Genomic DNA, 25,414 nt, shown 5'->3' on the forward strand with positions numbered 1-25,414 from the left:
GAGGCCGGCGCAGTCGACCGCTTCGGCGCTGCTCAGCGCAGCCGGGCCACACGCCACACGGCCAGCACGACCACCGCGGCGACCATCACGGCGTACGCGATCACGACCCGCCAGTCCGGACGGCGGCCGGAGCCCCGCTGCGGCAGCCCGGGCCACGTGTAACCAACGCGACGAGCGGCCATCATGCCCCAGCCGGCCGCACAGAAGCAGATCAGCAGGCCCAGCATGGCGATCACCGCCCCGCTGTCGCCGAAGTCGAAGGCGAGCGGGAACGCGAACATCAGGGAGCCGACCGTGGCCAGGCTCACGATGGGAGCGAGCTGCCAGATGCGCATCCGGCGCTGCGGGCGCAGCTCGACCTCGACCTCCGGGCCGCCCACGAACATCTCCTCGGGCTCCGGCCCGTCGGCGGTCACGCCGTCCTGCGTCTCGTCGGGCCCGTCGGGGCGCAGACGATCGCCGTCCTGCTCCGCTTCACCGCTGTCAGCGGTGAGGGGCTCGGTACCATGTGCGGTGTCGCGAGGGCCGGCCTCCATCGCCACGCGCCCTCCCAACTCGGACTCCACTTGGTCGATCGAAGCTCGATGATGGCACGGTGCCGAACGCCGCGATGACGGCCGGAGCGTCCCGATGCCAGGACGTGATCAGGCTGTAACCGGTCGTTCGACCAATGCCAGTGCAAGCTGCGGAAGTTCTGTGACATCCGCCGCAGCCCCACTCAGCCAATGCACCCGCGGGTCGCGCCTGAACCACGAATCCTGACGGCGCGCGAAGCGCTTGGTGGCTCGTACGGTCTCGACCCGCGCATCTTCGTCCGTGCACTCCCCTGCGAGCGCCGCAAGCACCTGCTGGTAGCCGAGCGCGCGCGAGGCCGTACGCCCCTCGCGCAACCCCTGCGCCTCCAGTGCGCGCACTTCTTCCACCAGCCCGGCCTCCCACATCCGGTCGACCCGGCGCGCGATGCGCTCGTCGAGCTCGGGCCGCGCCACGTCGACGCCGATCTGCAGGGTGTCGTAGACCGAGTCGTGGCCAGGAAGGTTGGCAGTGAAGGGCTTACCGGTGATCTCGATCACTTCGAGGGCCCGGACGATACGGCGGCCGTTGCTGGGGAGGATGGCGTGCCCGGCCTCGGGGTCGGCGGCGGCCAGGCGCGCGTGCAGCGCCCCCGAACCGCGCAGGGTGAGCTCCTCCTCGAGCCGGGCCCTGACCTCGGGGTCGGTGCCGGGGAACTCCAGGTTGTCGACGGCCCCGCGGACGTACAGGCCGGATCCACCGACCAGAATCGGCCAGCGGCCGTCCGCGAGCAGTGCGTCGATCCTGGTGCGGGCCAGTTTCTGGTATTCGGCGACGGAGGCGGTGACCGTGACGTCCCAGATGTCCAGGAGGTGGTGCGGGACGCCATCCCGTTCGTCGGGCGTCAGCTTGGCGGTGCCGATGTCCATCCCTCGGTAGAGCTGCATGGAGTCGGCGTTGACGACCTCGCCGCCGAGACGCCGGGCCAGAAAGACGCCCAGATCGGACTTACCGGCCGCGGTCGGTCCGACGACGGCGATGACTCGGGGGGCGGGGGGTGCGCTGCTCACTGCCCCAGTCTCGCAAACCTCGCGACCGCGCCTCGAACGAGTTACGTGACGGTACGCGCGCGGGGTCGTTGCCAGTTGCGAGGTTTTCCGCCGCCTGATCGCGGAGACGGCGACCCGGGCGGCGCAAACGGACGCACCGGACGACGCGGGGTTTCGCCCGCACGAGTAACATATGGAGTGGGTATGGGCGTTTTCGCACGACTTCTTCGCAGGTCAAAGACCACGGAAGAGGCGTCAACCTCCGAGGCGCAGGCCGATACGGCGACGGCCGAGCTTGCAGCTGAGGAGGCGGTGGAGGCGAAGGGGTCGGTCGAGGCCGAGGCTGGGACCGAAACCGGTACGACGTCCGAGCCGAAGGCTGACGCGAAGGCAGAGGCCAAGGTCGACGACGCGGGGGAGGAGACGGCGGCTGAGACGGCCGCCGATGACGGCTCCGGCTCCGGCGAAAGCGTCGAGATCCCCAAGCAGCAGTCCGCCGAAGAGGCTGCCGACAGCGAGGCCGGCGAAGGCGCTCGCACGTAACTGCCCCGCGAGGGAAGGTGGACCATGGGTCTCCTGCACAATTTGAAGGCCAAACTCAACCCGGCCAAGGACAAGGTCTCCGGCCTCGCCCAGCAGCACGGGGACAAGATCGAGCACGGCCTCGACAAGGCCGCCAGGGTCGTCGACGAGAAGACCAAGGGCAGGTACAGCGACAAGATCCAGTCGGGGACGGGCAAGGCCAAGGGAGCCATGGACCGGATCGCGCACAAGGACGGCACGGACCCGGACGGCGACATCGGTACGCCGCCGGCCTCCCCGCCGCCGACTTCCTGAACGACACGGCACACCGACGGACGGCCGCGGAGCACGACGCTCCCGGCCGTCCGTCGTTTCCGTCGGCTCCCTCGTAGCGCCGTTTTCGCGGTGGCGCCGTTTTCGCGGTGGCGCCGTTTTCGCGGTGGCGCCGTTTTCGCGGTGGCGCCGTTTTCGCGGTGGCGCCGTTTTCGCGGTGGCGCCGTTTTCGCGGTGGCGCCGTTTTCGCGGTGGCGCCGTTTTCGCGGTGGCGCCGTTTTCGCGGTGGCGCCGTTTTCGCGGTGGCGCCGTTTTCGCGGTGGCGCCGTTTTCGCGGTGGCGCCGTTTTCGCGGTGGCGCCGTTTTCGCGGTGGCGCCGTTTTCGCGGTGGCGCCGTTTTCGCGGTGGCGCCGTTTTCGCGGTGGCGCCGTTTTCGCGGTGGCGCCGTTTTCGCGGTGGCGCCGTTTTCGCGGTGGCGCCGTTTTCGCGGTGGCGCCGTTTTCGCGGTGGCGCCGTTTTCGCGGTGGCGCCGTTTTCGCGGTGGCGCCGTTTTCGCGGTGGCGCCGTTTTCGCGGTGGCGCCGTTTTCGCGGTGGCGCCGTTTTCGCGGTGGCGCCGTTTTCGCGGTGGCGCCGTTTTCGCGGTGGCGCCGTTTTCGCGGTGGCGCCGTTTTCGCGGTGGCGCCGTTTTCGCGGTGGCGCCGTTTTCGCGGTGGCGCCGTTTTCGCGGTGGCGCCGTTTTCGCGGTGGCGCCGTTTTCGCGGTGGCGCCGTTTTCGCGGTGGCGCCGTTTTCGCGGTGGCGCCGTTTTCGCGGTGGCGCCGTTTTCGCGGTGGCGCCGTTTTCGCGGTGGCGCCGTTTTCGCGGTGGCGCCGTTTTCGCGGTGGCGCCGTTTTCGCGGTGGCGCCGTTTTCGCGGTGGCGCCGTTTTCGCGGTGGCGCCGTTTTCGCGGTGGCGCCGTTTTCGCGGTGGCGCCGTTTTCGCGGTGGCGCCGTTTTCGCGGTGGCGCCGTTTTCGCGGTGGCGCCGTTTTCGCGGTGGCGCCGTTTTCGCGGTGGCGCCGTTTTCGCGGTGGCGCCGTTTTCGCGGTGGCGCCGTTTTCGCGGTGGCGCCGTTTTCGCGGTGGCGCCGTTTTCGCGGTGGCGCCGTTTCCGTCGTTGCACCGTTTCCGTCGTTGCCGTCCGCCTCCTCCGTGCGACGAGGGGCTACGACCAGGCCGCGACCACGTACCCCACCCCGTAGGGCGCGCCCTGGTACAGCAGCGTGCCGCCGAGGTCCGTGCCCTCCGCGGCGCCTGCCAGCACCTGCCAAGGGGCCCTGCCCGAGGCCTTCAGCTCGTACGCCAGGTCCGCGTCCAGCGCCTTGAGAGCCGCCACGTCCGCCGCGCCCAGCGCACGCGTGACCTCCGCGTCGAAGGGTGCGGCCCGCTCGTCGAGATAGCCGGGTGCCTTGAGCGTGCGGCACGCGCTGGCGTCGCCCATCACCAGCAGCGCCATCCGTTCGGCCCGGGCGGCGATTTCCCCTCCGACTTCAATACACCGCTCAGCCGCGAGAGGTTCCCCCACACCGAGTCCCTCGATCGGGGCATCCGCCCACCCGGCACGCTCCAACAGCCACGCGGCCACCGCCAGCGAGGGCGGGAGCGGGCGCTCGGTCCCTGTGCCCCGGTCCACGCCCAGGCGTACCTCGAGGTTCACACCGAAGCCGCGAAACGAGCCCCGGGTGCCCTCAGGATGCGTCCCGCGTCCGCTCTGTTCGGCCGGGCCGACGACCACGAGCCGGTCGGGCCGGGCCGCGGCGAGGACACCGAGCGCGTCCGTGCACGCGGCACGCGCGGCGTCCAGCTCGGGTGCGGCACCCGCGGCGACCTCGGGCACGAGCAGAGGCGGGCAGGGGCAGACTGCGACGGCGACAAGCATGATCGGCAGGGTAACCCTGACGAGCGGCATGACGGGAGCCGAGAACTGGGGAACGGCCGTACGCCTCCGCGGACCGTCGCCGCGATTCACCCGTATCCCCGTCAGGTCCCGTCAGGCCCATCCACAAGCCCGTCAATGCCCTCAAGCCAGCCCTCGAGCTCTCAAGCCCTCAAGCCTCACCCCCGCAAGGCGTCAGTCGCAGCCGCAGCCGCTGCCCGTCGTGGCCGGGAGCGGCTCTGGGACGCCGATCTTCGGGAGACCGAGCATGACGCCGGCCGGCGCGGCGGCCTTCTCGGCGTTGCGCTTCTCCCAGGCGTCTCCCGCGCGCGTGGGGCGCACGGCGAGGGTGGGTCCCTCGGCGAGGAGGTGGTGCGGGGCGGCGTACGTGACCTCGACGGTCACCACGTCGCCGGGGCGGACTTGCTGCTCCGGCTTGGTGAAGTGGACGAGGCGGTTGTCGGGGGCGCGGCCGGAGAGGCGGTGGGTGGCGCCGTCCTTGCGGCCCTCGCCCTCGGCGACCATGAGGTCGAGCGTGCGGCCGACCTGCTTCTTGTTCTCCTCCCAGGAGATCTCCTCCTGGAGGGCGACGAGACGCTCGTAGCGCGCTTGGACGACCTCCTTGGGGATCTGGTTCTCCATGGTCGCGGCCGGGGTGCCGGGACGCTTGGAGTACTGGAAGGTGAAGGCCTGCGCGAACCGTGCCTCGCGGACGACGTGCAGCGTCTCCTCGAAGTCCTCCTCGGTCTCGCCGGGGAAGCCCACGATGATGTCGGTGGTGATCGCCGCGTGCGGGATGGCGGCGCGCACGTTCTCGATGATCCCGAGGTAGCGCTCCTGGCGGTAGGAACGGCGCATCGCCTTGAGGACCGTGTCCGAGCCGGACTGCAGGGGCATGTGCAGCTGCGGCATCACGTTCGGCGTCTCGGCCATGGCCGCGATCACGTCGTCGGTGAAGTCACGCGGGTGCGGGGAGGTGAAGCGGACACGCTCCAGGCCCTCGATGGCGCCACAGGCCCGCAGCAGCTTGCTGAAGGCCTCGCGGTCGCCGATGTCGGAACCGTACGCGTTGACGTTCTGGCCGAGCAGCGTGATCTCGGATACGCCTTCGGCGACCAGGGCCTCGATCTCGGCCAGGATGTCGCCGGTCCTGCGGTCCTTCTCCTTGCCGCGCAGGGCGGGGACGATGCAGAAGGTGCAGGTGTTGTTGCAGCCGACGGAGATGGAGACCCAGGCCGCGTAAGCGCTCTCGCGCCGCGTCGGCAGCGTGGAGGGGAACGCTTCGAGCGACTCGGCGATCTCGACCTGCGCCTCTTCCTGGACGCGGGCGCGCTCCAGGAGGACGGGCAGCTTGCCGATGTTGTGCGTGCCGAAGACGACGTCCACCCAGGGCGCCTTCTTCACGATCGTGTCGCGGTCCTTCTGCGCGAGGCAGCCGCCGACCGCGATCTGCATCCCGGGACGACTCGCCTTCCTCGGGGCGAGGCGGCCGAGGTTGCCGTACAGCCGGTTGTCGGCGTTCTCGCGCACCGCGCAGGTGTTGAAGACGACGACGTCCGCGTCCCCGTCCGACCCCTCGGGCGCGCGCACGTACCCGGCGTCTTCGAGCAGCCCGGACAATCGCTCGGAATCGTGGACGTTCATCTGGCACCCGTAGGTGCGCACCTCGTATGTCTTCACGCCCACTGCCAGGCCCCGGTCGCTGCTGCTCATGCGACAAGGGTAGGCGGTGCGGGGAGTACGCCCTGCCCCTGCACTGCCGACGAGGGATCCGTCGCGGGCATGACCGGACGAAATCGCGCCCTCGCCCGTTCGGCCCCAGCGGGGCCGCGGGGGCCGGCCCGCGAGCCGGCGGTGAACACCGATCCGAAGGCGGGCAGGCCGAGAGCAGTACGTTGGCCGGCTTCGGGTCGCGATGGACGATCCCGTGCCGGTGGGATGTCACGCAGGGTTTCCTCCGACTGCCTGGCGGGCGGGCGAGGTGCGAGGGCGGCCACGGCCAGGGGGCGGTTGGAGCGCACGCGCGCGGAGCGACTCGCCGAGCACTTACTTGGTGGCGGCCAGGGCGGATCGCCGTCCCGCCCGCACCTGGCCGGAAGCCGACGTCCGCTGGTCGGCTCAGGGATCGATGAGGCCCGCCCGGATCGCGTACCGGGTCAGTTCCAGGCGGTCGCGCATGCCCAGCTTCTGGAGGAGGTTCGCGCGGTGGCGTTCGACCGTCTTGGCGCTGATGAAGAGGAGTTCGCCGATCTTCTTCGAGGTGTGGCCCTCGGCGACGAGTTTGAGGATCTCCTCCTCGCGCTCGGTGATGGCCCGCTCGGGCAGACCGTCGCCACGGTGGAGTCGTTCGAGGTAAGAGCGGACGAGGGCCCGTTCGGCCCCCGGGTAGATGAACGGCTCGTCCCGTACGGCCGCCCGGCACGCCTGGACGAGGTCGCGGTCGGCGACGGACTTCAGGACGAAGCCCCCGGCGCCGGCCTTGAGGGCCTCGAAGAAGTACTGCTCGTTGTCGTACATCGTGAGGATGAGGATGCGCAGGTCCGGCAGGCGGCGGGAGAGTTCGCGGGCCGCCTGGAGACCGGTCATCCGGGGCATCGCGACATCGAGGACCGCCAGATCGACATCACGCGCGCGTGCCAGAGCGACCGCCTCCGCCCCGTCGCCGGCCTCGGCCACGACGGTGAGGTCCGGCTCATTCTCGAGGATGAGACGTACGCCTCTGCGTACGAGTGTGTGGTCGTCGGCGAGCAGGACGCGGATCGGGGTCTTCAACGGCGGCCGGGGCGCCATCAGCGGTTCGTCCCGGTCGCCGCCGGAATGCGCAGCCTTATGTCCGTACCCTGCCCCGGGGCCGGTTCCAAGGAGAGAGCGGCGCCTATGAGGAGGGCGCGTTCGCGCATGCCGCTGATGCCCGAGCCCTCCGGGGCGCCGCCGAGGCCCTTGCCGTTGTCGCGTACGAGGAGTTCGACGCCGTCGGTGACCGGCCGCAGCCGGACTTCCGCGCGGTCGGCGGCGGCGTGCCGCGCGGTGTTGGTCAGACCCTCCTGGGCGACGCGGTAGACCACGAGTTCGGACTCCTCGGTCAGCCGCGGCAGATCGCCGGGGACGTGGTGACGCACCGTCAGTCCGTGCGTGGTGAACTCGGCCGCCAGGGAGCGCAGGGCGCTCGGCAGCCCGAGCTCGTCCAGGACGCCGGGGCGCAGCCGGCGGGCGATGCGGCGGATCTCGTCGAGGCCGGCGCGGGTGGCTTCCTGGGCCTGGCTCACCTCCTCGCGCAGTTCGCCGGGCACCCGGTCGGCGACGCGCTTGAGCTGGAGGAGGACAGCGGTCAGGGTCTGGCCGACCTCGTCGTGGAGTTCGCGGGCGATGCGGTGGCGTTCGCGTTCCTGGGCGGAGAGCGCGCGGGCGGCGCCGGTGGCGCGTTCGGCCTCCAGACGGCCGAGCATCGTGTTGTACGTCGTGATCAGCGCGGCCGTCTCCGCGGGGCCGGCGACGGGGGCACGGGCCCCGGGACGCAGCAGGTCGGCCGTCGCCATGGCCCGCCCCAGCCGTTGGAGCGGGGCGAGGCCGATGCGCAGCACGAGTGCGTTGGCGGCGAGCAGTGCGGCGAGGCCCGCCACGACGGCCAATGCCTCGCCCGGCAATACGGGGGTGGACACGGTGACCGGGCCCAACAGCAGGGCGGCGGCCGCGAACAGGCCGACGGCGTTGAGCGAGAAGATCCGCCAGAACAGCGACACGGTTCTGTTCCCGCTCCTTCCCGTCCTCGCGTGCGGCCCGTGGGTACCCGCGTACGGCACCGTCGCGGCCAGCCTCGCCGCGCGCCTTCGGCCTCGTATATCCGTGACGACACCCATGTCGTCACCGTACGGGTCGATGACAGCATGCGAACTTGGCAACCGCGAACACCGCATCACGACGAGCAAGGGGAAGAAACGTGTCTGCTCCGCGCCTGAGGGCGACGCCGCTACCGGGAATCGGGGTCCAGTACGACCTCGTCACCCGGGAAGACCGTCATCTGTCCGTGGTGGCACACCGCGACGGCGCCCGCACGGTGAGCGTGTACGAGGCCGACGATCCGGACTCCTGCGCCCAGTCGCTGCGGCTGACCGGTTCCGAGGCGGGCGCCCTGATCGACGCGCTGAAGCCGTCCCACCACAGCGCGAGCCTGCTCTACACCACGGACCTGGGGCTGGTCGCCGAGCGCGTCGAGGTCGCCGCCGGTTCGCGGTGGAACGGGCGGGTGCTGGGCGAGACCCGGATGCGGACCGAGACGGGCGCGTCCGTCGTGGCGGTGCTGCGGCGGGCCGAGGCGATTCCCTCGCCGGCGCCGGACTTCCGGCTCGTCGGCGGGGACACCCTCATCGTGATCGGCACCCGTGAGGGCGTCGACGCCGCCGCTGCGATACTCGGGCGGGAGTGATCCGGTGCACTCCGCGGTCCTGCTGATCGAGTTCGGTTCCATCATCCTCGCCCTCGGCCTGCTCGGCCGGTTCGCCGCCCACTTCCGGCTCTCCCCCATCCCGCTGTACCTGCTCGCCGGACTGGCCTTCGGTGAGGGCGGGCTGCTGCCGCTCGGGGCGAGCGAGGAGTTCGTCGCCACCGGCGCCGAGATCGGCGTCATCCTGCTGCTGTTGATGCTCGGCCTGGAGTACTCGGCCGGCGACCTGATCACCAACCTCAAGTCCCACTACCCGTCCGGTCTCGTCGACTGTGCGCTCAACGCCCTGCCGGGTGCGGCGGCGGCGCTGCTGCTGGGCTGGGGGCCGGTGGCCGCGGTCGTGCTGGCCGGCGTCACCTGGATCTCGTCGTCCGGCGTGATCGCGAAGGTGCTCGGCGACCTGGGCCGGGTGGGCAACCGGGAGACGCCGGTGATCCTCAGCGTCCTCGTCCTGGAGGACCTGGCGATGGCGGTGTACCTGCCCATCGTCACCGCGCTGGTGGCCGGCGCCGGGCTGCTGGCCGGGAGCGTGACCCTGGCGATCGCGCTGGGTGCGGCGGGTCTCGTGCTGTTCGTGGCGGTGCGTTACGGCCGGCTGATCTCCCGGTTCGTCTCCAGCGACGATCCGGAGAAGCTGCTGCTGGTCGTGCTGGGACTGACGATCCTGGTGGCGGGGGTCGCCCAGCAGCTCCAGGTGTCCGCCGCGGTGGGCGCGTTCCTGGTCGGCATCGCGCTGTCCGGCGAGGTCGCCGAGGGCGCGCACACGCTGCTCAGCCCCTTGCGGGACCTGTTCGCCGCCGTCTTCTTCGTCTTCTTCGGGCTGCACACCGACCCGGCCAGCATCCCGCCCGTACTGCTGCCCGCCCTCGCGCTGGCGGTCCTCACGGCCGCGACGAAGATCGCCACCGGGTACTGGGCGGCCCGGCGCGCAGGGATCTCCGTCAAGGGACGCTGGCGCACGGGCGGCGCGCTGGTGGCCCGCGGCGAGTTCTCGATCGTCATCGCGGGGCTCGCCGTGAGCGCCGGCATCGAACCGTCCCTCGGCCCCCTGGCAACGGCGTACGTCCTCATCCTGGTCGTCCTCGGCCCCCTCACCGCCCGCTACACGGAGCCGCTGGCGTCCTGGTGGACCCGCCGCGCCGAGGACCGCCGGGAAACCCGGGAAGCCTCGTCGCAAGCAGCGGCCGAGACGGAGGCGGGGGCGTCGGTGGGCAGCGGCGACTGAGCGACGGGCCGCGCCGCCGCCCTGGTGGGGCACGGACGGCAGCGGGGCGAGGCGGTCTCAGTCGGCGGCAGCCGATCCCCCGGCACCGGGACGCCCCGCCACTCCGCCCGGCACCCACCCCTGGCGGCGCAGCACGCCCGAGACGTCCGGTGCCTCGTAGTGGTCGCCCTTGAGGACCTTGCCGTCGGCGCGGCGGGCGACGCGGCCGTCCGGGCCCCGCTTGGTCATGTTGGAGCGGTGGATCTCGGCGATCACCGCGTCAAGGTCGATGCCGTGGACCAGGGCCGTGCCGTAGGCGACATAGACGACGTCGGCGAGCTCGTGCGCGAGCCGGTCCAGCGGGCCGGTGACGGAGACGTCGGCGACCTCCGCGGCTTCCTCGGCGAGCAGCTCACCGCGATGGGCGGCCAGTTCGGGCGAGACCTCGGTGGGCGTACTGCGGGCGGCGAGCCCGACGGCGAGGTGGAATGCACGGACCAGGTCGACGGGCGAGGAGCTCATAACGGCGACTCTAGCGACCGCCACGGACAACGCCGACGGCGAATACGGCAACGTCGGCGCCCCTCCAGGCCCCGCTCCGGCACCCCGCCAAGACCCGAGCCGGAATCCTCACGCCCCGCCCCCGGTGACGCCGCCCCTGGTCAGCACCGCGCCCCGGCTGGCAGGATCGCCCGCATGTCCAGAGTGCTCCCCCGTATCGGCAGGCGCAGGGCCCTGCAGGGCGCGACCGCCGGATTCGTCGCGCTCGGGCTGCTGCTGTGGTGGCTGCTGCCTCTGGGCGAGGCACCTCCGAGCGGGACGATCACGTTCAGCACGGGGACGAAGGCCGGCGTCTACCAGGAGTACGGGTGGCGGCTGCGCAAGGAGCTGGACAAGGACATGCCGAATCTCAAGGTGCGGCTGCTGACCAGTGACGGCTCGCAGGAGAACGTCGCGCGCGTGGCGACCGGCCAGGCCGACTTCACCATCGCGGCGGCCGACGCCGTGGAGACGTACACCGGCGCCGGCGCCGACGGGCTGCGCGGTGTCGCCCGCCTGTACGACGACTACGTACAGCTCGTCGTACCGAGCGACTCGAACGTCCGGTCGGTCGCGGACCTGAAGGGCAAGCGGGTCGCCATAGGGCTGCCCCACTCCGGCGTGCGGCTGATCGCCAACCGGGTGCTCAAGGCGGCGGGCATCGACGCGAAAAAGGACATCACACCGCTGTCCGACGGGATCGACACCGGTCCGGCCCGGCTCAAGCGGGGCGAAATCGACGCGTTCTTCTGGTCGAGCGGGCTGCCGACGGCGGGTCTGAAGAAGCTGTCCACCACCTACGCCTTCCGGTTCGTGCCGATCGGCACCGACCTCGTCGCCAAGCTGCACCAACAAGGCGGTGCGTCCCGCTACTACCGCGCCACGAACATGCCGGAGTCGGCCTATCCCCCGATCCAGAAGGGGGCCACGGTGGCGACGATCGCGGTGTCCAACCTGCTGATGACACGCAAGGACGTGGACCCGAGGCTCACCGAGTGGCTGACCCGGACCGTGCTCAGGAGCAGGGACGGCATCGGAGAGCGCGTCCACTCCGCCCAACTGGTCGACGTACGCACGGCGATCTACACGGACCCGTTGACCCTGCACGACGGTGCGCGGCGCTACTACCGCTCGGTCAAACCGTGAACGCCGTGAACGCGTTGAACGCGTTGAACGCGTTGAACGCCACAGACGCCGTAGACCCCATAGACGAGGCCACGCGCGCGTCGTAGGAGATGCCGCGCACGCGCCCTACGAACGTCTCGTGGGTTGTCGCAGGAAGCCGCACCGCGCGATCCGGGCACGCACCCCTCGAGGAAGCGGTGCGCCTCAGCCATCCGCCGTAGCCCGCCGTACCGAACCTCACGCAGTGGGACCCGACCGGGGCACTCGTACCGTCACCGTCAGCCCGTGCGGCTCGTGGTGGTCGTACATGATCGAGCCACCGCCCGCGGCGAGCAGGGCGCGGGAGATGGACAGGCCGAGGCCGGAGCCCTTGATGTTCTGGTGGCGGCCGCTGCGCCAGAAGCGGTCGCCGACGCGGGTGAGTTCCTCGTCGGTCAGGCCGGGGCCGTTGTCGGTGACCACGACGGTGGAGGTGTTGCCGTCGGAGGCCACCGTGACCTCGACGGTCTCGTCCTTCGGCGTGAACTTCACCGCGTTGTCGATCACCGCGTCCAGGGCGCTGGAGAGGGTCACCGGGTCGACCCACGCGGTGGTGGGCGGGCAGGTGCCCACCAGTCGTACGCCCTTGGCCTGGGCGGTCGGTGTCCAGGCCGCGACGCGCTCGGTGGTGAGAGCACCGATGTCGGTGATCCTGAGGTCCGCCTCGGTGTGTTCGGCCAGGGCCAGGTCGAGCAGGTCGTCCAGGACCTGTGCCAGACGCTTGCCCTCGGCCTGGACGGAGGCGATCTCCTCATTGCCCTCCGGGAGTTCGAAGGCCAGCAGTTCGATGCGCAGCAGAAGCGCCGCGAGGGGGTTGCGCAGCTGGTGCGAGGCGTCGGCGACGAAGGCACGCTGCTGCTCGAGGACATCCTCGACGTTGTCCGCCATCTCGTTGAACGACCGGGCCAGGCGCCTGAGTTCCGGCGGTCCGCCGGCGACCGCGACCCGCGACTTCATGACCCCGCTCGTGATCGCGTGGGTGGTGGCGTCCAGGACGCGCACAGGCCTGAGGACCCAGCCCGTCAGCCGTAGCGCGGCACCCACGGCCAGGAGCATCGCGGCGATCTCACCCGCCCCGATGACCAGCCAGCCGTGCAGGATCCGCGAACGCATCTGGCCGGTGGGCGAGTCCGTGACGACGACCGCGACGACATCGCCGTCCCGGATGACCGGCGAGGCCACGACCAGGCGGTGCCGCTGCCAGGGCCACACCTGCTTCGGATCGTGGCTGCGCCGGCTGAGCAGCGCCTCACCGAACGCCTCGCGGACCTCACCCTCCTTGGGGAGGACGAAGGTGGAGGGCGCCTTGGCCATGGGAGTGGCATTGCGGTAGAAGACGCCCGCCCGGATGCCGTAGACGTCGCGGTAGCTGGCGAGTTCGATCCCCAGTGTGTCCTTGCGCTCGTTCGTCTCGCCGGGCGGGTCGGTCACGTACTGGGCGAGTGCCGCGAAGCGTGCCGTGTCGTCGATCCTGTCGACGATCACGTCCTGCTGCTGGGCCGCGGCCACGCTGATGGCCAGCGGGACACCGAGAGCAAGCAGTACGGCCGCCATCAGGACGATGAGCAGCGGGAGCAGACGTGTGCGCACCCGGCCCCGCTACGCGCCCGGGGCGACGAGCCGGTAGCCCACGCCGCGTACGGTCTCGATGAGTGCCGGCATCCGCAGCTTGGCGCGCAGGGACGCCACGTGCACCTCCAGGGTGCGCCCGGTCCCCTCCCAGCTGGTGCGCCACACCTCGCTGATGATCTGCTCCCGGCGGAAGACCACACCGGGGCGCTGGGCCAGCAGGGCGAGGAGGTCGAACTCCTTGCGGGTCAGCTGGACGACCGAACCGTCCACGCTGACCTGGCGGGTGGGCAGTTCGATGTGCACCGGGCCGAGGCGCAGCCCGGTCTCGCTCGCCCCCGAGGTCTCGTCGTGGGCGGTGCGCCGGGCGACGGCATGGATGCGGGCCAGCAGCTCTCCGGTGTCGTACGGCTTCACCACGTAGTCGTCGGCGCCGAGGTTGAGGCCGTGGATGCGGGAGCGGACGTCGGAACGCGCGGTCACCATGATCACCGGGGTGCTGGTGCGCTTGCGGATCTTGCCGCAGACCTCGTAGCCGTCCTGGTCGGGCAGGCCCAGGTCGAGAAGGACGACTCCGAAGCCGTCGACTTCCGGGACCAGGGCCTGCAGGGCCTCCTCGCCACTGCGGGCGTGGGTGACGTCGAAACCGTGCCTCGCCAGGACCGCGGCCAGGGCGGCCGCCACATGGTTGTCGTCCTCGACGAGGAGCAGTCTCATCCGGGCCCCCTTCGGTTCATCGGACGTACGATCAGGATGTGTACAAAAACGTGGGCACGCGCGCGCGTGCACATGGCAGTCACGCTGATGGATGAGGACGACGTCAAGAGGGTTCCGGTTGCGCGCAGCTTCCGTTACCCGGCCGATACGCGCCCAGCTCGCAAGTGCTACGACACGTGTCCGATTGCTATCGGATCGTGATGCTCAGATTCCCCTCAGATGTAATGACGCTGGTCGCGAGTGGTTACTACTGTCCTCCGAAACCGAGGAGGACGGAGCCCTAAAGCGATGACCGAAGTATCGGTGGCCAAGGAAGATGCGGCCGCGACCGGAGAACTGGTCGTCCTGAAGAGCGTCAACAAGCACTTCGGCGCGTTGCACGTGCTCCAGGACATCGACCTGACGATCGCCCGCGGCGAGGTCGTCGTGGTCATCGGACCCTCCGGGTCCGGGAAGTCCACCCTGTGCCGCGCCATCAACCGCCTGGAGACGATCGACTCCGGCACGATCGCCATCGACGGCAAGCCGCTGCCCCAGGAGGGCAAGGCGCTCGCCCGGCTGCGCGCAGACGTGGGAATGGTCTTCCAGTCCTTCAACCTGTTCGCGCACAAGACCGTGCTCGAGAACGTGATGCTGGGCCAGGTCAAGGTCCGCAGGACCGACAAGAAGGCGGCCGAGGAGAAGGCCCGCTCGCTGCTCGACCGAGTGGGTGTCGCCAACCAGGCGGACAAGTACCCCGCACAGCTGTCCGGTGGCCAGCAGCAGCGTGTCGCCATCGCGCGCGCCCTGGCCATGGGCCCCAAGGTCATGCTGTTCGACGAGCCCACCTCCGCGCTCGACCCGGAGATGATCAACGAGGTGCTGGAGGTCATGCAGCAGCTCGCCCGCGACGGCATGACCATGATCGTCGTCACCCACGAGATGGGCTTCGCCCGTTCGGCCGCCAACCGGGTGGTGTTCATGGCGGACGGTCGGATCGTCGAAGAAGCTGTGCCGGACCAGTTCTTCAGCAACCCGCGCAGCGACCGCGCCAAGGACTTCCTGTCGAAGATCCTGCACCACTGACGAATCCGCACCCGGCCGCGACCGCGCCACCGACGGCCCGCGCCACCCGCAACGACGGCATTCTCCTCACCACACAAAAAGGATGTTCACCATGAAGCTCAGCAAGGTCTCCGCCGCGGCGGCCACCGCGCTCGTCCTCGCCCTGACCGCCACCGCCTGCGGCAGCGACGACGGCGACAGTGACAGCGGCTCGGGCTCCAGCGGAGGCTCCAAGATCAAGGTCGGCATCAAGTACGACCAGCCCGGTCTGGGCCTGAAGGAGGCGGGCGGCTCCTTCTCCGGCTTCGACGTGGACGTGGCGACGTACGTCGCCAAGGAGCTCGGCTACAAGCCCGACCAGATCGAGTTCGTCGAGACCAAGAGCGCCGACCGCGAGAACGCGCTCGCCCGCGGCGACGTCAAGTTCATCGCGGCCACCTACTCGATCAACGACGAGCGCGCCAAGAAGGTCGACTTCGCCGGCCCGTACCTGCTGGCCCATCAGGACCTGCTGGTCAAGGCCGACTCGGACATCACCAAGGCCACCGACCTCAACGGCAAGAACCTGTGCTCGGTGACCGGCTCCACCTCGGCGCAGAACGTCCACGACACGATCGCCCCGAAGGCGAACCTGAAGGAGTACAGCGGCTACTCGGAGTGCATCTCCGGTCTGCAGAGCGGCTCCGTGGACGCGGTGACCACGGACGACTCGATCCTCGCGGGCTTCGCCGCGCAGGAGCAGTACAAGGGCCAGTTCAAGCTCGCCGGCCTCAAGCTCAGCAACGAGAACTACGGCATCGGCGTGAAGAAGGGCGACACCGCGACCGTGGACAAGATCAACGCCGCTCTCGAGAAGATGGTCAGCGACGGCGCGTGGGACAAGGCGGTTGCGGACAACTTCGGTCCGGCCAACTACAAGAACGAGCCGGCGCCGAAGATCGGCAACATCGTCAAGTAGCACGGTTCCCCGGCGTGCCGTCGCCGATTGCGATCAAGGCGGCGGCACGCGGTGCTGTCCACGTAAGCCACCCACCCGGAAGCGCGGGAGATCGTGTTCGACTTTCTTTCAGACTATGACGACCCGAGCATTTGGGGCGCGTTCTGGATGACGGTGAAGCTCACCGCCCTCTCCGGCGTCGGCTCCCTGGTCTGGGGCACTCTCCTGGCCGCGATGCGGGTCAGCCCGGTCCCGCTCATGCGCGGGTTCGGCACCGCCTACGTCAACATCGTCCGGAACATCCCCCTGACGGTCATCATCCTCTTCACCTCGCTCGGTCTCGCCGACATCTTCGGCGTGACCATGGGTGCCTCCGATTTCAAGATCCAGGGCTTCCGGCTGGCCGTGCTCGGTTTCGTCGCCTACACCGCGGCGTTCGTCTGCGAGGCGATCCGCTCCGGCATCAACACCGTGCCACTCGGTCAGGCCGAGGCAGCACGTGCCATCGGCCTGAGCTTCAGTCAGACCCTGTCGCTGATCGTCCTGCCGCAGGCCTTCCGCTCGGTCATCGGCCCGCTGGCCAACGTGCTGATCGCGTTGACCAAGAACACCACCGTGGCCGCCGCGATCGGCGTGGCCGAAGCCGCCTACCTGATGAAGGAAATGATCGAGAACGAGGCCCAGACGTTGCTCATCGGTGCCGTCTTCGCCTTCGGGTTCCTGGTCCTGACCCTCCCGACCGGCCTTATCCTGGGCTGGCTGAGCAAGCGCCTGGCGGTGAAGCGATGACCTCCGTCCTCTACGACACTCCGGGGCCCAGCGCCAAACGGCGCAACGTCCTCTTCTCGGTCGTCTTCTTCGTCCTGCTGGCCCTGCTGCTGTGGTGGATCTGGCAGACCATGGACGACAAGAACCAACTCCGGTGGGCCCTGTGGAAGCCGTTCACCGAGTCGGATGCCTGGACGACGTATCTGCTGCCGGGACTGGCCGACACGCTGAAGGCGGCAGGTCTGTCCATGGTGATCGCCCTTCCGCTGGGCGCGATTTTCGGCATCGCCCGCCTCTCCGACCATCGTTGGGTGAGGGTTCCGGCCGGTGCGGTGGTCGAGTTCTTCCGGGCCATCCCGGTGCTGCTGCTGATGCTGTTCGCCAACGAGTTCTACGCCCGCTCCACAGGTGTCAGCACCGAGGACCGGCCTCTGTACGCGGTCGTCACCGGCCTCGTCCTCTACAACGCGGCCGTCCTCGCCGAGATCGTGCGGGCCGGCATCCTCTCCCTGCCCAAGGGCCAGTCGGAGGCCGCCATGGCGGTCGGGCTGCGCAAGGGGCAGACGATGTCCAGCATCCTGCTGCCGCAGGCCGTCACCGCGATGCTGCCGGCCATCGTCAGCCAGCTCGTGGTCATCGTGAAGGACACCGCTCTGGGCGGCGTGATGATCGGCTTCACCGAGCTGCTCAACACGCGCACCGCGCTCGCGGCCTACTACGCCACCGTCGTCCCCAGCTTCATCGTGGTGGCGCTGATCTACATCGTGCTCAACTTCATCCTCACCACCTTCGCGGGCTGGCTGGAGCGCAGACTGCGGCGCAGCAAGAAGAGCACGGGCGCCGTCCTGGGCAGGGACGACGTGGAGGAGCTCAACGCCGCCGAGGTGGGTGGCTCCTTCGGAACCGGTGCCGGCGGCAGCATCTGATGATCAGTCAAGTGACATGAGTCTGCACGGAGGCAGTGGCATGATCGCCACTGCCTCCGTCACTTGACGCAAGCACCGGCAATGGGTTGCATACGTTCTGTGATCGTGCACCCTGCTCAAACTTCCTGTTCACCCACGTCTCTCGGGACACCGCTGCGGGCAGGGGGCGCCGCGTCGTGGACCCGGTGATCATCGTCGGCGCGGGGCCCGTCGGGCTCACGCTGGCCCTGGCTCTGGCCCGTCAGGAAGTACCGTCCGTCGTCCTCGACGAAGGGCCGGGCAAGGACGAACCGCGCCTCGCGCGCACCGTCGTACTGCGCGAGGACACCGCCGCCCTCATGGAGCGGCTGACCGGCGTGCCGCTCGCCGAGGCAGGCGCCCACTGGGCCGGATGGCGGTCGATGCGGCGCAAGCAGGTGATGCGCGAGGTCACGTTCGGGGGCGACATCCAGGCCGAGGACGATGCCGGTCCCGCTCCCTTGCACATCGCCCAGCACGTGCTGACCGGCGCCCTGCGCGCCGCCCTCGCCGGCGAGCGTCTCGTCAAGATCGCCGTGGACAGCCGCCTCGACGCCATCGAGCAGGAACCCTCGGGCGTCACGGCACACACCCGTGGCCCCAAGGGCACCTGGTGGCGCGGCAGTTACCTGGTCGGCTGCGACGGCACCCGCTCCACGGTGCGCAAACTCCAGGACATCCGCTTCCCGGGCCGTACGGCGGTCGAACGACACGCCGTGGCGGCACTGCGCACGGAACTTCCCTGGCCCGACCAGGCCCTGCTCCACCGGATGCCGCCGTGGCGCACGACCGGCCCCTCGGCCGCCGAGGTCACCGGGCGCCCCCTGCCGGACGGAGTATGGCGTCTCGACTGGCTGCTGCCGCCGGGCAAGGACCTGGTCACGCCCGAACTGCTGGTGGCCCGTGTCCGGGAGACCCTGGCGGGCTGGACCGGCGGCCCGACACCGCCGTACGAGCTCCTGGACACCGGCGTCCACACCGTCCATCACCGCCTGGCCCGTCGCTGGCGTGCCGGTCGGGTCTTCCTCGCCGGGGACGCCGCGCACCTCCTCGGCGCGCTCGGCACGCAGGGCCTCGACGAAGGGCTTGAGGACGCCGACAACCTCGCCTGGAAGCTGGCGCTGGCCTGGCACCACGGGCCGCACGAGGCGCTGCTCGACAGCTACCAGGCGGAGCGGCGCGCGGTCGTCGCCGCCCGGCTGCGCGCCGCCGACCAGGCCCTGCCGCTGCTGCGCGGCGCCGGCAACCTGCGCGCCTACGTCCCCGGCTCGGCCCGCGGCCACGACGCGCTGCTCACGGACGGCCACTTGGGGCGCGGCGCACTCGGTGCGCCGGGGGCGTACGCCGATTCACCGCTCGCGCCCCGGCGCCTCGAAGGAGAGGCCCTCGTCGCCACGGAGCCCGGTGCTCCGGTCACCGACGTGCGGGTGACGGCGGAGGACGGCTCCTTCGTACGACTGCGGGACCGCCTCGGCCGCGGCGCGCTGCTCGTCGTACTGATCGCGCCGGGCACCGGCGTGTGGGAGCGCAAGCACTGGGTGACCGCCGGGATCATGCCCCGGCTGGCGGCGGCGGTGAGCGCGCTGCCGCACACCGCCGAGCTGCTCGTCGCCGAGGAGTACCCGGGCGCGGCCCCGCACACCGTCCTTCTCGTACGGCCCGACGGTCACCTCGTCACGGCGCTGGCCGGGGTCCGGCCGGCCGACCTGTACGCGGCGGCCGAGGCGGCACTGGGCGGGCCTGCACGGCCGGCAGCCGAAGCCAAGGCGGGCGCCGCCTCACGGTGATCTACTGGTGCTCACTGTCACTGTGCGTCCACATCGTGACAGCGAGTTGACCGGTCTGCACCGTCGTGGTGTACTCCGGATCGTGACTGACACCTGCGTGCACCTGTGGCGGAAGGTCCATGTGGACCTGGTCCGCTACGCGGGCTGCATGTGTCGCCCGTCCTGCTGAATTCGCATTCCTCTTCACCTTGGCGCGCGCCGCTTCTGCGTTGACGCGCGCCCCACGCGAACGCTCTTCAGGACGGTGCCCGTGTCTGTCTCCCCTGCTGTCTCCTCCGGTTCCGCTGTCGACTCTCGATCCGCCGTCGCCTCTGGTTCCGCCGTCTCCGTGCCCACGCCCACTCAGGCGGATCTCCTCGAATTCGTACGGCGTACGGCTGCCGACGCCGAGCTGATCGACTCACTCCCCCTCCATCCGGAGGGCCGCACCTGGGTGCGGCTGGAAGGGCCGGGCGGCAGTGAGGCCTGGCTGATCGGCTGGCCGCCCGGCAGCGGCACCGGCTGGCACGACCACGCCGAGTCGGTCGGCGCCTTCCTGACCGCGTCCGGTGAGCTCAAGGAGCACTCGCTCGCCGCCCGGCTGCCCTCCGACGGCTGGAAGACGCTGGAACTCAGCGAAGGTGTGGACCGAGAGCGCCGACTGACCGCCGGGCAGGGCCGCGCCTTCGGCCGGCACCACGTCCACGAGGTCCTCAACGAGTCCACCGAACACCACGCGATCTCCGTCCACGCCTACTACCCGCCCCTGCCGCAGATCCGCCGCTACAGCCGCAGCGGACCGATCCTGCGCCTGGAGCACGTGGAGCGTCCGGAGGACTGGCAGTGAGGTCGGCCGTCACATCGGAGGCGGGCCGCCCGGTCTGACCCACTCACCCGAACGCGGTGGCGCCCCTGCGCGTCCACGCGGGCGGGGCGTGAGCCACCCCACCCCGGAGAACCGTTCAGAACCCCTCGTCTCCGAGGAACTCGGTGTCCTCGCCCTCCTCCTCCAGCGCCTCCCGGACCACCCTCAGGGCCAGGCCCTGGGAGTAACCCTTGCGGGCGAGCATGCCGGCGAGGCGTCGCAGCCGTTTGTCGCGGTCGAGGCCGCGGGTGGAGCGCAGTTTGCGGGCGACGAGCTCGCGCGCGGTCGCCTCCTCCTGCTCGGAGTCGAGTTGTGCGACGGCTTCGTCGATCAGCGTGGAATCGACGCCCTTGGTCCGCAGTTCCTGGGCGAGCGCCCGCCGGGCGAGCCCTCGTCCGTGGTGCCGGGACTCCACCCAGGCCTCCGCGAACGCGCTGTCGTTGATCAGCCCGACCTCCTCGAACCTCGACAGCACCTCCTCGGCGGCGTCATCCGGAATCTCCCGCTTGCGCAGGGCGTCCGCGAGCTGTTTCCGCGTGCGCGGGGTCCCGGTGAGCAGACGCAGACAGATCGCCCGTGCCTGCTCGACCGGATCCCTCGGGGGCTCTTCCTTCGCGTCCTTCGACGAGAAGGAGGCGCCCCCGCCCTCTCCGGGCGACTCCGCGCGGCCGCGCCGGCGACGCCCACGTGAGCCACTCGGACCCCGTGACCCGCCGCTCCGGCGCGAACCGCCCGCGGGCGAATCCGCGCCGAACGCCGAAGAGCCGCCATCCGCCCCGTCCCCGAGAACCCCGTCAGGCCACTGTCCCCCGCCCGGCTCGTCGTCGTACGACCCCCTCGTGCCGTACGACGCCGTGCGGGCGTAGTCCCCCTGCGTGTCATGGACCGCGTCGTCGCCGCTCATACCGGCGAAGCCCCCGTCGCCTCCGCCACCCCGCTCACGCGGAGCGTCCGCGTGGGCGGCGTACTCGGTCCAGTCGGTTCGCCGTGTCACGGATCAGCTCTTGGCCGCCGCGGCCTTGGTCTTGGCTGCCTTGGCCACCACCGGAGCGGGCACCGCCTTCCCGGCGTCGTCCGTGGCGGTGGAGACCACCGCGTCCGCGCCCGGCTCGGCGGCCGGATCCACGGGCCGGACCCCGACGCCCAGCTTGTCCTTGATCTTCTTCTCGATCTCGTTGGCCAGGTCGGGGTTGTCCTTCAGGAAGTTGCGCGCGTTCTCCTTGCCCTGGCCGAGCTGGTCGCCCTCGTACGTGTACCAGGCGCCCGCCTTGCGGACGAAGCCGTTCTCCACGCCCATGTCGATCAGGCCGCCCTCGCGGCTGATGCCCTGCCCGTAGAGGATGTCGAACTCGGCCTGCTTGAAGGGCGGAGCGCACTTGTTCTTGACGACCTTGACGCGGGTGCGGTTGCCGACCGCGTCGGTGCCGTCCTTCAGCGTCTCGATACGTCGGATGTCGAGCCGCACCGAGGCGTAGAACTTCAGCGCCCGGCCACCGGTCGTGGTCTCCGGCGAGCCGAACATCACGCCGATCTTCTCGCGGAGCTGGTTGATGAAGATCGCGGTGGTCTTGGACTGGTTGAGCGCGCTGGTGATCTTCCGCAGGGCCTGGCTCATCAGACGGGCCTGGAGACCGACGTGACTGTCACCCATCTCGCCCTCGATCTCCGCGCGCGGGACGAGTGCGGCGACGGAGTCGATCACGATCAGGTCGAGGGCGCCGGAGCGGACCAGCATGTCCACGATCTCCAGGGCCTGCTCGCCGTTGTCGGGCTGGGACAGGATCAGGTTGTCGATGTCCACGCCGAGCTTCTTCGCGTACTCGGGGTCGAGGGCGTGCTCCGCGTCCACGAACGCGACCTGGCCGCCGGCCTTCTGAGCGTTGGCCACGGCGTGCAGGGTCAGGGTCGTCTTACCGGAGGACTCCGGCCCGTACACCTCCACGACACGGCCGCGCGGCAGGCCACCGACGCCGAGGGCGACGTCGAGTGCGGTCGACCCTGTGGGGATGACCTCGATGGGCTCGTTCGGCCGCTCGCCCAGGCGCATGACTGCGCCCTTGCCGAATTGCCGTTCAATCTGTGCGAGTGCGGCGTCGAGCGCCTTCTCGCGGTCGGTTCCTGCCATGGGTTCCACCCGGTTTGCTTGAGTCGATCGCTTCACGTCAAAGACGCTAACGCCTGCCACTGACAATGCGCCTCGACGCCCGTCCGGCCTGTGGATAACTCGGGCACTTCTCCACCAAAACCGGGCCGAAAGCCCCGTCGAGAGTCTCGCCGGAGCCCCCATAAGAATGGATGTTCGATTTTTGTGTCAAGCGCACCACGCGGCACCTCCGAGGCTACGTCTGGGTGATTGCCGCCGGGCTACCGACCGCCGGTGGGCGGTGGTTTCGGGTGTCTTCGTGACCCAGTCGAGCGGACCACACTGGCGCGGGACCGCACTGGCGCCGGTCCGCACGGGCGCCGCTCCCCTGTCACTGGGCGAAGAAGCGGTCCGTGAGCGGTGAGGATCTGAGCTCCTGGCCCGGCCTCGACCTGTACGCCGCCCTTGGCCCCGCGATCAGGAGGAGCCGTCGCGGGAGTCCTCCGGCCCCGGTCGCCGTGTCCACAGCGCACGCAGGCGCGTGAACGGGCTGACCCCCGCCCCGCGTCTGCGGTGCCCGTGGACCCGGGGGTCGTCCGTGACGGCGTACCGCTTCACGTATGCCCCGAGGAAGGCCTGCAGTGTGGCGATCGCCGGGATGGCGATCAGCGCGCCGACTGCGCCAAGGAGGGCGGTGCCGGCGATGACGGACCCGAAGGCGACCGCGGGGTGGATGTCGACGGTCTTCGAAGTCAGCTTCGGCTGCAGCACGTAGTTCTCGAACTGCTGGTAGACCACGACGAAGATCAGCACCCACAGCGCGTACCAGGGGTCGACGGTGAAGGCGATCAGCATGGGCAGGGCGCCCGCGAGATACGTACCGATCGTGGGGATGAACTGCGAGACCAGCCCCACCCACACGGCGAGGACGGGCGCGTACGGCACGCTCAGCGCCTCGAGCAGGATGTAGTGCGCGACGCCGGAAATGAGGGCCATCAGGCCGCGTGAGTAGATGTAACCGCCGGTCTTGTTCACGGCGATCTCCCACGCGCGCAGAACCTCGGCCTGCTTGGCGGGCGGCAGGACGGAGCAGAGCGCGCGGCGCAGCCGCGGGCCGTCGGCGGCGAAGTAGAACGAGAACAGCGTGATCGTCAGCAGCTGGAACAGTCCGCCGAGGACCTGGGCGGACACGTCCAGCACGCCGGTGGCGCTGTTCTGCACGTAGTTGCGCAGCCAGTCGGACCGGAGCAGGCCCTCCTGGACGTCCACGCGCTTCAGCTCGGTGTTGAAGTGCGTGTTGATCCAGTTGATGACGGAGTCGAGGTACTGGGGGAAGTCCTCGACGATCTTGATGATCTGGCCCGCCAGCATGGAGCCGAGCAGCGTGACGAAACCGGCCGCCGTGATCATCACGCCGAGGAAAACGACGGCAGTGGCCAGTCCGCGGCGCAGCCCGCGCGAGGCCATCCAGCTCACCGCCGGCTCGATGGCCAGAGCCAGGAAGAACGCGATGAGGATGTTGATCAGCAGGTTGGTGAGCTGGTGGAAGGCCCAACTGCCCAGCTGGAACACGGCGATGAGGGTGAGCGCGAGCACCATGGCGCGGGGAAGCCAGCGTGGCATGCGGGCGTTCGGCCCGGTGGCGCCGGGGGCCGGGGGCCGGTTGGGCGGCGTCGTGCCGAACGGGGATGCCTGCTCGGTGACCTGGTCGGACTCGTCAGTTGGTGCCACGGTGCAAGTCTCGCCCACTCGACTGACAATCGTTTGCCGTCGTGCGATCTTCGTGACCGATCAGTGCTTCTCCCACGGAACGTTCATGACCGTGCAGACCACACGCCACACGTCCTTGGCGTCCCAGCCGGCGTCCAGCGCCTCGTGCACCGTGCGCCCGCCGAGCTCCGTCATCACGTGATCACGCGCGAAGGTGTCGGCGTAGCCCGGCCCGAAGTGGTCCGTCATCCGCTCCCAGAAAACCGTCAACCGCATGACTTCAGTATCCCGCCCCTGAGAGTGGGCCTGAGCCGGGACCGCTTGCCGAGACCGCTTTCCGCCCTACGGTCTGACGCATGGCCGAAACAGGAGCTTCCCCACTCCCCCCGACGCCCTCGGCGCACTCCGCACTCACGCGCGCCGAGCACTTCGTCTGGCTCACCGCACGTGTGCTGGAGCAGCGCCTCTTCGCGTACCACTTCTCGAAAGGAAGCGCCGACCCGGTGGAGACGGCGCTGGACGCCTACCGCAACGAGGACGGCGGATACGGCCACGCGCTGGAACCCGATCTGCGGGGCCCGGTCAGCCAGCCGCTGCACACCGGGCACGCCCTGCGGGTCCTGGACGCCATCGGGCGCTGCGGCGGGCAGCGCGTGGAGCGCGTGTGCCGTTACCTGACCTCAGTGACCACGCCGGACGGCGCACTGCCGGCGATCCATCCCAGCCAGCGCGGCTACCCGGCGGCCCCTTTCCTCCCGATCCTGGACGATCCGCCGAGCGAACTTCTCGCCACCGGACCAGTCGTGGGCCTCCTGCACCGCAACGAGGTGTGGCACGCCTGGCTCTTCCGGGCCACGGACTTCTGCTGGCAGGCGGTCGAGTCCCTGGAGCAGTCCCACCCGTACGAGATCCAGGGCGCCGTTGCCTTCCTGGATTCCGCCCCCGACCGCCCGCGCGCGGAGGCGGTCGCCGACCGCCTCGGCCGTCTGGTGCGCGAACACCGCCTCGCGGCACTGGACCCCGATCGACTCGACGCGTACCCGGTCGCCCCGGGCTACGCCCCTGGGGAGCACCACTTCCCGCACGACTACGCGAAGACGCCGACCTCTTTGGCGCGCGCGTGGTTCACGGACGACGAGATGGCCCGCTCCCTGGACTTCCTCGAGGCCGAACAGCGGGAGGACGGCGGCTGGCCGATCCGCTGGCGCCGGTGGGCTCCGGGCACAGCCCTGGAAGCCCGCCCCATGGTGACGCTCGACGCGCTGCGCACCCTACGGGCGTACGGCCGCCCCCTGGGCTGAGACAGCGACTGCCCTCGCATCCCCACAGCGGGACCAGCCCGGGCAGGGCGCACGCGCGCGTGAAGAGCCCTCCGACTCCGATCAGAGCCGTC

Annotated in this window: 27 protein-coding genes; 14 read left to right on the plus strand and 13 right to left on the minus strand. The window is 70.2% G+C overall.

Annotation, left to right across the window (positions count from 1 at the left end; all coding sequences use genetic code 11):
• Positions 1-32: 32 nt before the first annotated feature.
• The gene (locus ACWBNA_RS37410) at positions 33-536 is read right to left on the minus strand and encodes a hypothetical protein (protein WP_482709038.1); all 504 of its coding nucleotides are present in this window, start codon (positions 534-536) and stop codon (positions 33-35) included.
• 108 nt (positions 537-644) lie between these two features.
• Positions 645-1,583 (minus strand): tRNA (adenosine(37)-N6)-dimethylallyltransferase MiaA, encoded by a 939-nt coding sequence (miaA, locus tag ACWBNA_RS37415; RefSeq protein ID WP_482708999.1) that lies wholly within the window; start codon positions 1,581-1,583, stop codon positions 645-647.
• 183 nt (positions 1,584-1,766) lie between these two features.
• Here miaA and ACWBNA_RS37420 point away from each other — a divergent pair, with 183 nt between their 5' ends.
• From ACWBNA_RS37420 to ACWBNA_RS37430, 3 genes are all read left to right on the plus strand, one after another.
• Positions 1,767-2,105 (plus strand): hypothetical protein, encoded by a 339-nt coding sequence (locus ACWBNA_RS37420; RefSeq protein ID WP_482709000.1) that lies wholly within the window; start codon positions 1,767-1,769, stop codon positions 2,103-2,105.
• Positions 2,106-2,129: 24 nt separating this feature from the next.
• Positions 2,130-2,399, plus strand: coding sequence for an antitoxin (locus ACWBNA_RS37425; RefSeq protein ID WP_482709001.1), 270 nt, complete (start codon positions 2,130-2,132; stop codon positions 2,397-2,399).
• Between the two features lie 107 nt (positions 2,400-2,506).
• Positions 2,507-3,595 carry a hypothetical protein gene (locus ACWBNA_RS37430; RefSeq protein WP_482709002.1) on the plus strand — a complete coding sequence of 363 codons (1,089 nt, stop codon included), beginning with the start codon at positions 2,507-2,509 and terminating at the stop codon, positions 3,593-3,595.
• Here ACWBNA_RS37430 and ACWBNA_RS37435 read toward each other — a convergent pair.
• The 4 genes from ACWBNA_RS37435 to ACWBNA_RS37450 all read right to left on the minus strand — a co-directional run bounded on the left by ACWBNA_RS37435 (position 3,559) and on the right by ACWBNA_RS37450 (position 8,009).
• Positions 3,559-4,272, minus strand: a complete 714-nt coding sequence (locus tag ACWBNA_RS37435) for a class III extradiol dioxygenase subunit B-like domain-containing protein (protein ID WP_482709003.1) — start codon at positions 4,270-4,272, stop codon at positions 3,559-3,561. The genes ACWBNA_RS37430 and ACWBNA_RS37435 overlap by 37 nt on opposite strands.
• 192 nt (positions 4,273-4,464) lie before the next feature.
• The gene (miaB, locus tag ACWBNA_RS37440; protein ID WP_482709004.1) at positions 4,465-5,982 is read right to left on the minus strand and encodes a tRNA (N6-isopentenyl adenosine(37)-C2)-methylthiotransferase MiaB; all 1,518 of its coding nucleotides are present in this window, start codon (positions 5,980-5,982) and stop codon (positions 4,465-4,467) included.
• 405 nt (positions 5,983-6,387) lie between these two features.
• Positions 6,388-7,059, minus strand: a complete 672-nt coding sequence (locus ACWBNA_RS37445) for a response regulator (protein WP_482709005.1) — start codon at positions 7,057-7,059, stop codon at positions 6,388-6,390.
• Positions 7,059-8,009, minus strand: a complete 951-nt coding sequence (locus tag ACWBNA_RS37450) for a HAMP domain-containing sensor histidine kinase (protein WP_482709006.1) — start codon at positions 8,007-8,009, stop codon at positions 7,059-7,061. The genes ACWBNA_RS37445 and ACWBNA_RS37450 overlap by 1 nt, the downstream gene beginning before the upstream one ends.
• A gap of 197 nt (positions 8,010-8,206) precedes the next feature.
• Here ACWBNA_RS37450 and ACWBNA_RS37455 point away from each other — a divergent pair, with 197 nt between their 5' ends.
• Positions 8,207-8,692 carry a cation:proton antiporter regulatory subunit gene (locus ACWBNA_RS37455; RefSeq protein ID WP_482709007.1) on the plus strand — a complete coding sequence of 162 codons (486 nt, stop codon included), beginning with the start codon at positions 8,207-8,209 and terminating at the stop codon, positions 8,690-8,692.
• A gap of 4 nt (positions 8,693-8,696) precedes the next feature.
• Complete coding sequence (locus ACWBNA_RS37460; RefSeq protein ID WP_482709008.1) at positions 8,697-9,935, plus strand: cation:proton antiporter; 1,239 nt, start codon at positions 8,697-8,699, stop codon at positions 9,933-9,935.
• Between the two features lie 57 nt (positions 9,936-9,992).
• Here ACWBNA_RS37460 and ACWBNA_RS37465 read toward each other — a convergent pair whose 3' ends face one another.
• A complete protein-coding gene (locus ACWBNA_RS37465; protein WP_482709009.1) occupies positions 9,993-10,436 on the minus strand; it encodes a pyrophosphohydrolase domain-containing protein in 444 nt (147 codons plus the stop codon).
• Between the two features lie 174 nt (positions 10,437-10,610).
• On the opposite strand from ACWBNA_RS37465, the gene ACWBNA_RS37470 reads away from it, so the two are divergent.
• Positions 10,611-11,600 (plus strand): TAXI family TRAP transporter solute-binding subunit, encoded by a 990-nt coding sequence (locus ACWBNA_RS37470; RefSeq protein WP_482709010.1) that lies wholly within the window; start codon positions 10,611-10,613, stop codon positions 11,598-11,600.
• A 216-nt stretch (positions 11,601-11,816) separates the two neighbouring features.
• On the opposite strand, the gene ACWBNA_RS37475 is transcribed toward ACWBNA_RS37470, so the two are convergent.
• Both ACWBNA_RS37475 and ACWBNA_RS37480 read right to left on the minus strand, forming a co-directional pair.
• The gene (locus tag ACWBNA_RS37475) at positions 11,817-13,208 is read right to left on the minus strand and encodes a sensor histidine kinase (RefSeq protein ID WP_482709011.1); all 1,392 of its coding nucleotides are present in this window, start codon (positions 13,206-13,208) and stop codon (positions 11,817-11,819) included.
• A gap of 9 nt (positions 13,209-13,217) precedes the next feature.
• Positions 13,218-13,904, minus strand: a complete 687-nt coding sequence (locus tag ACWBNA_RS37480) for a response regulator transcription factor (protein WP_482709012.1) — start codon at positions 13,902-13,904, stop codon at positions 13,218-13,220.
• Positions 13,905-14,192: 288 nt separating this feature from the next.
• On the opposite strand from ACWBNA_RS37480, the gene ACWBNA_RS37485 reads away from it, so the two are divergent.
• From ACWBNA_RS37485 to ACWBNA_RS37515, 7 genes are all read left to right on the plus strand, one after another.
• Complete coding sequence (locus ACWBNA_RS37485) at positions 14,193-14,969, plus strand: amino acid ABC transporter ATP-binding protein (RefSeq protein WP_482709013.1); 777 nt, start codon at positions 14,193-14,195, stop codon at positions 14,967-14,969.
• A gap of 91 nt (positions 14,970-15,060) precedes the next feature.
• Complete coding sequence (locus ACWBNA_RS37490; protein ID WP_482709014.1) at positions 15,061-15,906, plus strand: glutamate ABC transporter substrate-binding protein; 846 nt, start codon at positions 15,061-15,063, stop codon at positions 15,904-15,906.
• Positions 15,907-15,999: 93 nt separating this feature from the next.
• Positions 16,000-16,674 carry an amino acid ABC transporter permease gene (locus ACWBNA_RS37495; RefSeq protein ID WP_482709015.1) on the plus strand — a complete coding sequence of 225 codons (675 nt, stop codon included), beginning with the start codon at positions 16,000-16,002 and terminating at the stop codon, positions 16,672-16,674.
• Positions 16,671-17,579 (plus strand): amino acid ABC transporter permease, encoded by a 909-nt coding sequence (locus ACWBNA_RS37500; protein ID WP_482709016.1) that lies wholly within the window; start codon positions 16,671-16,673, stop codon positions 17,577-17,579. Before ACWBNA_RS37495 ends, ACWBNA_RS37500 begins: the two co-directional genes overlap by 4 nt.
• Before the next feature lie 176 nt (positions 17,580-17,755).
• Positions 17,756-19,384, plus strand: coding sequence for an FAD-dependent monooxygenase (locus tag ACWBNA_RS37505; protein WP_482709017.1), 1,629 nt, complete (start codon positions 17,756-17,758; stop codon positions 19,382-19,384).
• A 97-nt stretch (positions 19,385-19,481) separates the two neighbouring features.
• Positions 19,482-19,553: a putative leader peptide gene (locus ACWBNA_RS37510; RefSeq protein WP_323186205.1), complete on the plus strand. Its 72-nt coding sequence runs from the start codon at positions 19,482-19,484 to the stop codon at positions 19,551-19,553.
• Between the two features lie 81 nt (positions 19,554-19,634).
• Positions 19,635-20,210, plus strand: a complete 576-nt coding sequence (locus ACWBNA_RS37515; RefSeq protein ID WP_482709018.1) for a cupin domain-containing protein — start codon at positions 19,635-19,637, stop codon at positions 20,208-20,210.
• 115 nt (positions 20,211-20,325) lie between these two features.
• Here the strand turns inward: ACWBNA_RS37515 and recX are convergent, their stop codons facing one another.
• The 4 genes from recX to ACWBNA_RS37535 form a co-directional block, all read right to left on the minus strand.
• The gene (gene recX / locus ACWBNA_RS37520) at positions 20,326-21,222 is read right to left on the minus strand and encodes a recombination regulator RecX (RefSeq protein ID WP_482709019.1); all 897 of its coding nucleotides are present in this window, start codon (positions 21,220-21,222) and stop codon (positions 20,326-20,328) included.
• A gap of 3 nt (positions 21,223-21,225) precedes the next feature.
• Positions 21,226-22,353 (minus strand): recombinase RecA, encoded by a 1,128-nt coding sequence (gene recA / locus ACWBNA_RS37525; protein WP_482709020.1) that lies wholly within the window; start codon positions 22,351-22,353, stop codon positions 21,226-21,228.
• A 435-nt stretch (positions 22,354-22,788) separates the two neighbouring features.
• Positions 22,789-24,042 (minus strand): AI-2E family transporter, encoded by a 1,254-nt coding sequence (locus tag ACWBNA_RS37530; RefSeq protein WP_482709021.1) that lies wholly within the window; start codon positions 24,040-24,042, stop codon positions 22,789-22,791.
• A 60-nt stretch (positions 24,043-24,102) separates the two neighbouring features.
• A complete protein-coding gene (locus ACWBNA_RS37535) occupies positions 24,103-24,297 on the minus strand; it encodes a DUF3046 domain-containing protein (RefSeq protein WP_482709022.1) in 195 nt (64 codons plus the stop codon).
• A gap of 80 nt (positions 24,298-24,377) precedes the next feature.
• Here ACWBNA_RS37535 and ACWBNA_RS37540 point away from each other — a divergent pair, with 80 nt between their 5' ends.
• Positions 24,378-25,322 (plus strand): hypothetical protein, encoded by a 945-nt coding sequence (locus tag ACWBNA_RS37540; RefSeq protein ID WP_482709023.1) that lies wholly within the window; start codon positions 24,378-24,380, stop codon positions 25,320-25,322.
• Positions 25,323-25,414: the final 92 nt, after the last annotated feature.

It is taken from the genome of Streptomyces sp. Q2 (assembly GCF_056820935.1).

Excerpts from the sequence above, each read along its gene's own strand:
- ACWBNA_RS37410 (WP_482709038.1), bottom strand. The coding sequence starts at position 536 with ATGGAGGCCGGCCCTCGCGACACCGCACATGGTACCGAGCCCCTCACC.
- ACWBNA_RS37420 (WP_482709000.1), top strand. The coding sequence starts at position 1,767 with ATGGGCGTTTTCGCACGACTTCTTCGCAGGTCAAAGACCACGGAAGAG.
- ACWBNA_RS37425 (WP_482709001.1), top strand. The coding sequence starts at position 2,130 with ATGGGTCTCCTGCACAATTTGAAGGCCAAACTCAACCCGGCCAAGGAC.
- ACWBNA_RS37435 (WP_482709003.1), bottom strand. The coding sequence starts at position 4,272 with ATGCTTGTCGCCGTCGCAGTCTGCCCCTGCCCGCCTCTGCTCGTGCCC.
- miaB (WP_482709004.1), bottom strand. The coding sequence starts at position 5,982 with ATGAGCAGCAGCGACCGGGGCCTGGCAGTGGGCGTGAAGACATACGAG.
- ACWBNA_RS37445 (WP_482709005.1), bottom strand. The coding sequence starts at position 7,059 with ATGGCGCCCCGGCCGCCGTTGAAGACCCCGATCCGCGTCCTGCTCGCC.
- ACWBNA_RS37465 (WP_482709009.1), bottom strand. The coding sequence starts at position 10,436 with ATGAGCTCCTCGCCCGTCGACCTGGTCCGTGCATTCCACCTCGCCGTC.
- ACWBNA_RS37470 (WP_482709010.1), top strand. The coding sequence starts at position 10,611 with ATGTCCAGAGTGCTCCCCCGTATCGGCAGGCGCAGGGCCCTGCAGGGC.
- ACWBNA_RS37480 (WP_482709012.1), bottom strand. The coding sequence starts at position 13,904 with ATGAGACTGCTCCTCGTCGAGGACGACAACCATGTGGCGGCCGCCCTG.
- ACWBNA_RS37485 (WP_482709013.1), top strand. The coding sequence starts at position 14,193 with ATGACCGAAGTATCGGTGGCCAAGGAAGATGCGGCCGCGACCGGAGAA.
- ACWBNA_RS37490 (WP_482709014.1), top strand. The coding sequence starts at position 15,061 with ATGAAGCTCAGCAAGGTCTCCGCCGCGGCGGCCACCGCGCTCGTCCTC.
- ACWBNA_RS37500 (WP_482709016.1), top strand. The coding sequence starts at position 16,671 with ATGACCTCCGTCCTCTACGACACTCCGGGGCCCAGCGCCAAACGGCGC.
- recA (WP_482709020.1), bottom strand. The coding sequence starts at position 22,353 with ATGGCAGGAACCGACCGCGAGAAGGCGCTCGACGCCGCACTCGCACAG.
- ACWBNA_RS37535 (WP_482709022.1), bottom strand. The coding sequence starts at position 24,297 with ATGCGGTTGACGGTTTTCTGGGAGCGGATGACGGACCACTTCGGGCCG.
- ACWBNA_RS37540 (WP_482709023.1), top strand. The coding sequence starts at position 24,378 with ATGGCCGAAACAGGAGCTTCCCCACTCCCCCCGACGCCCTCGGCGCAC.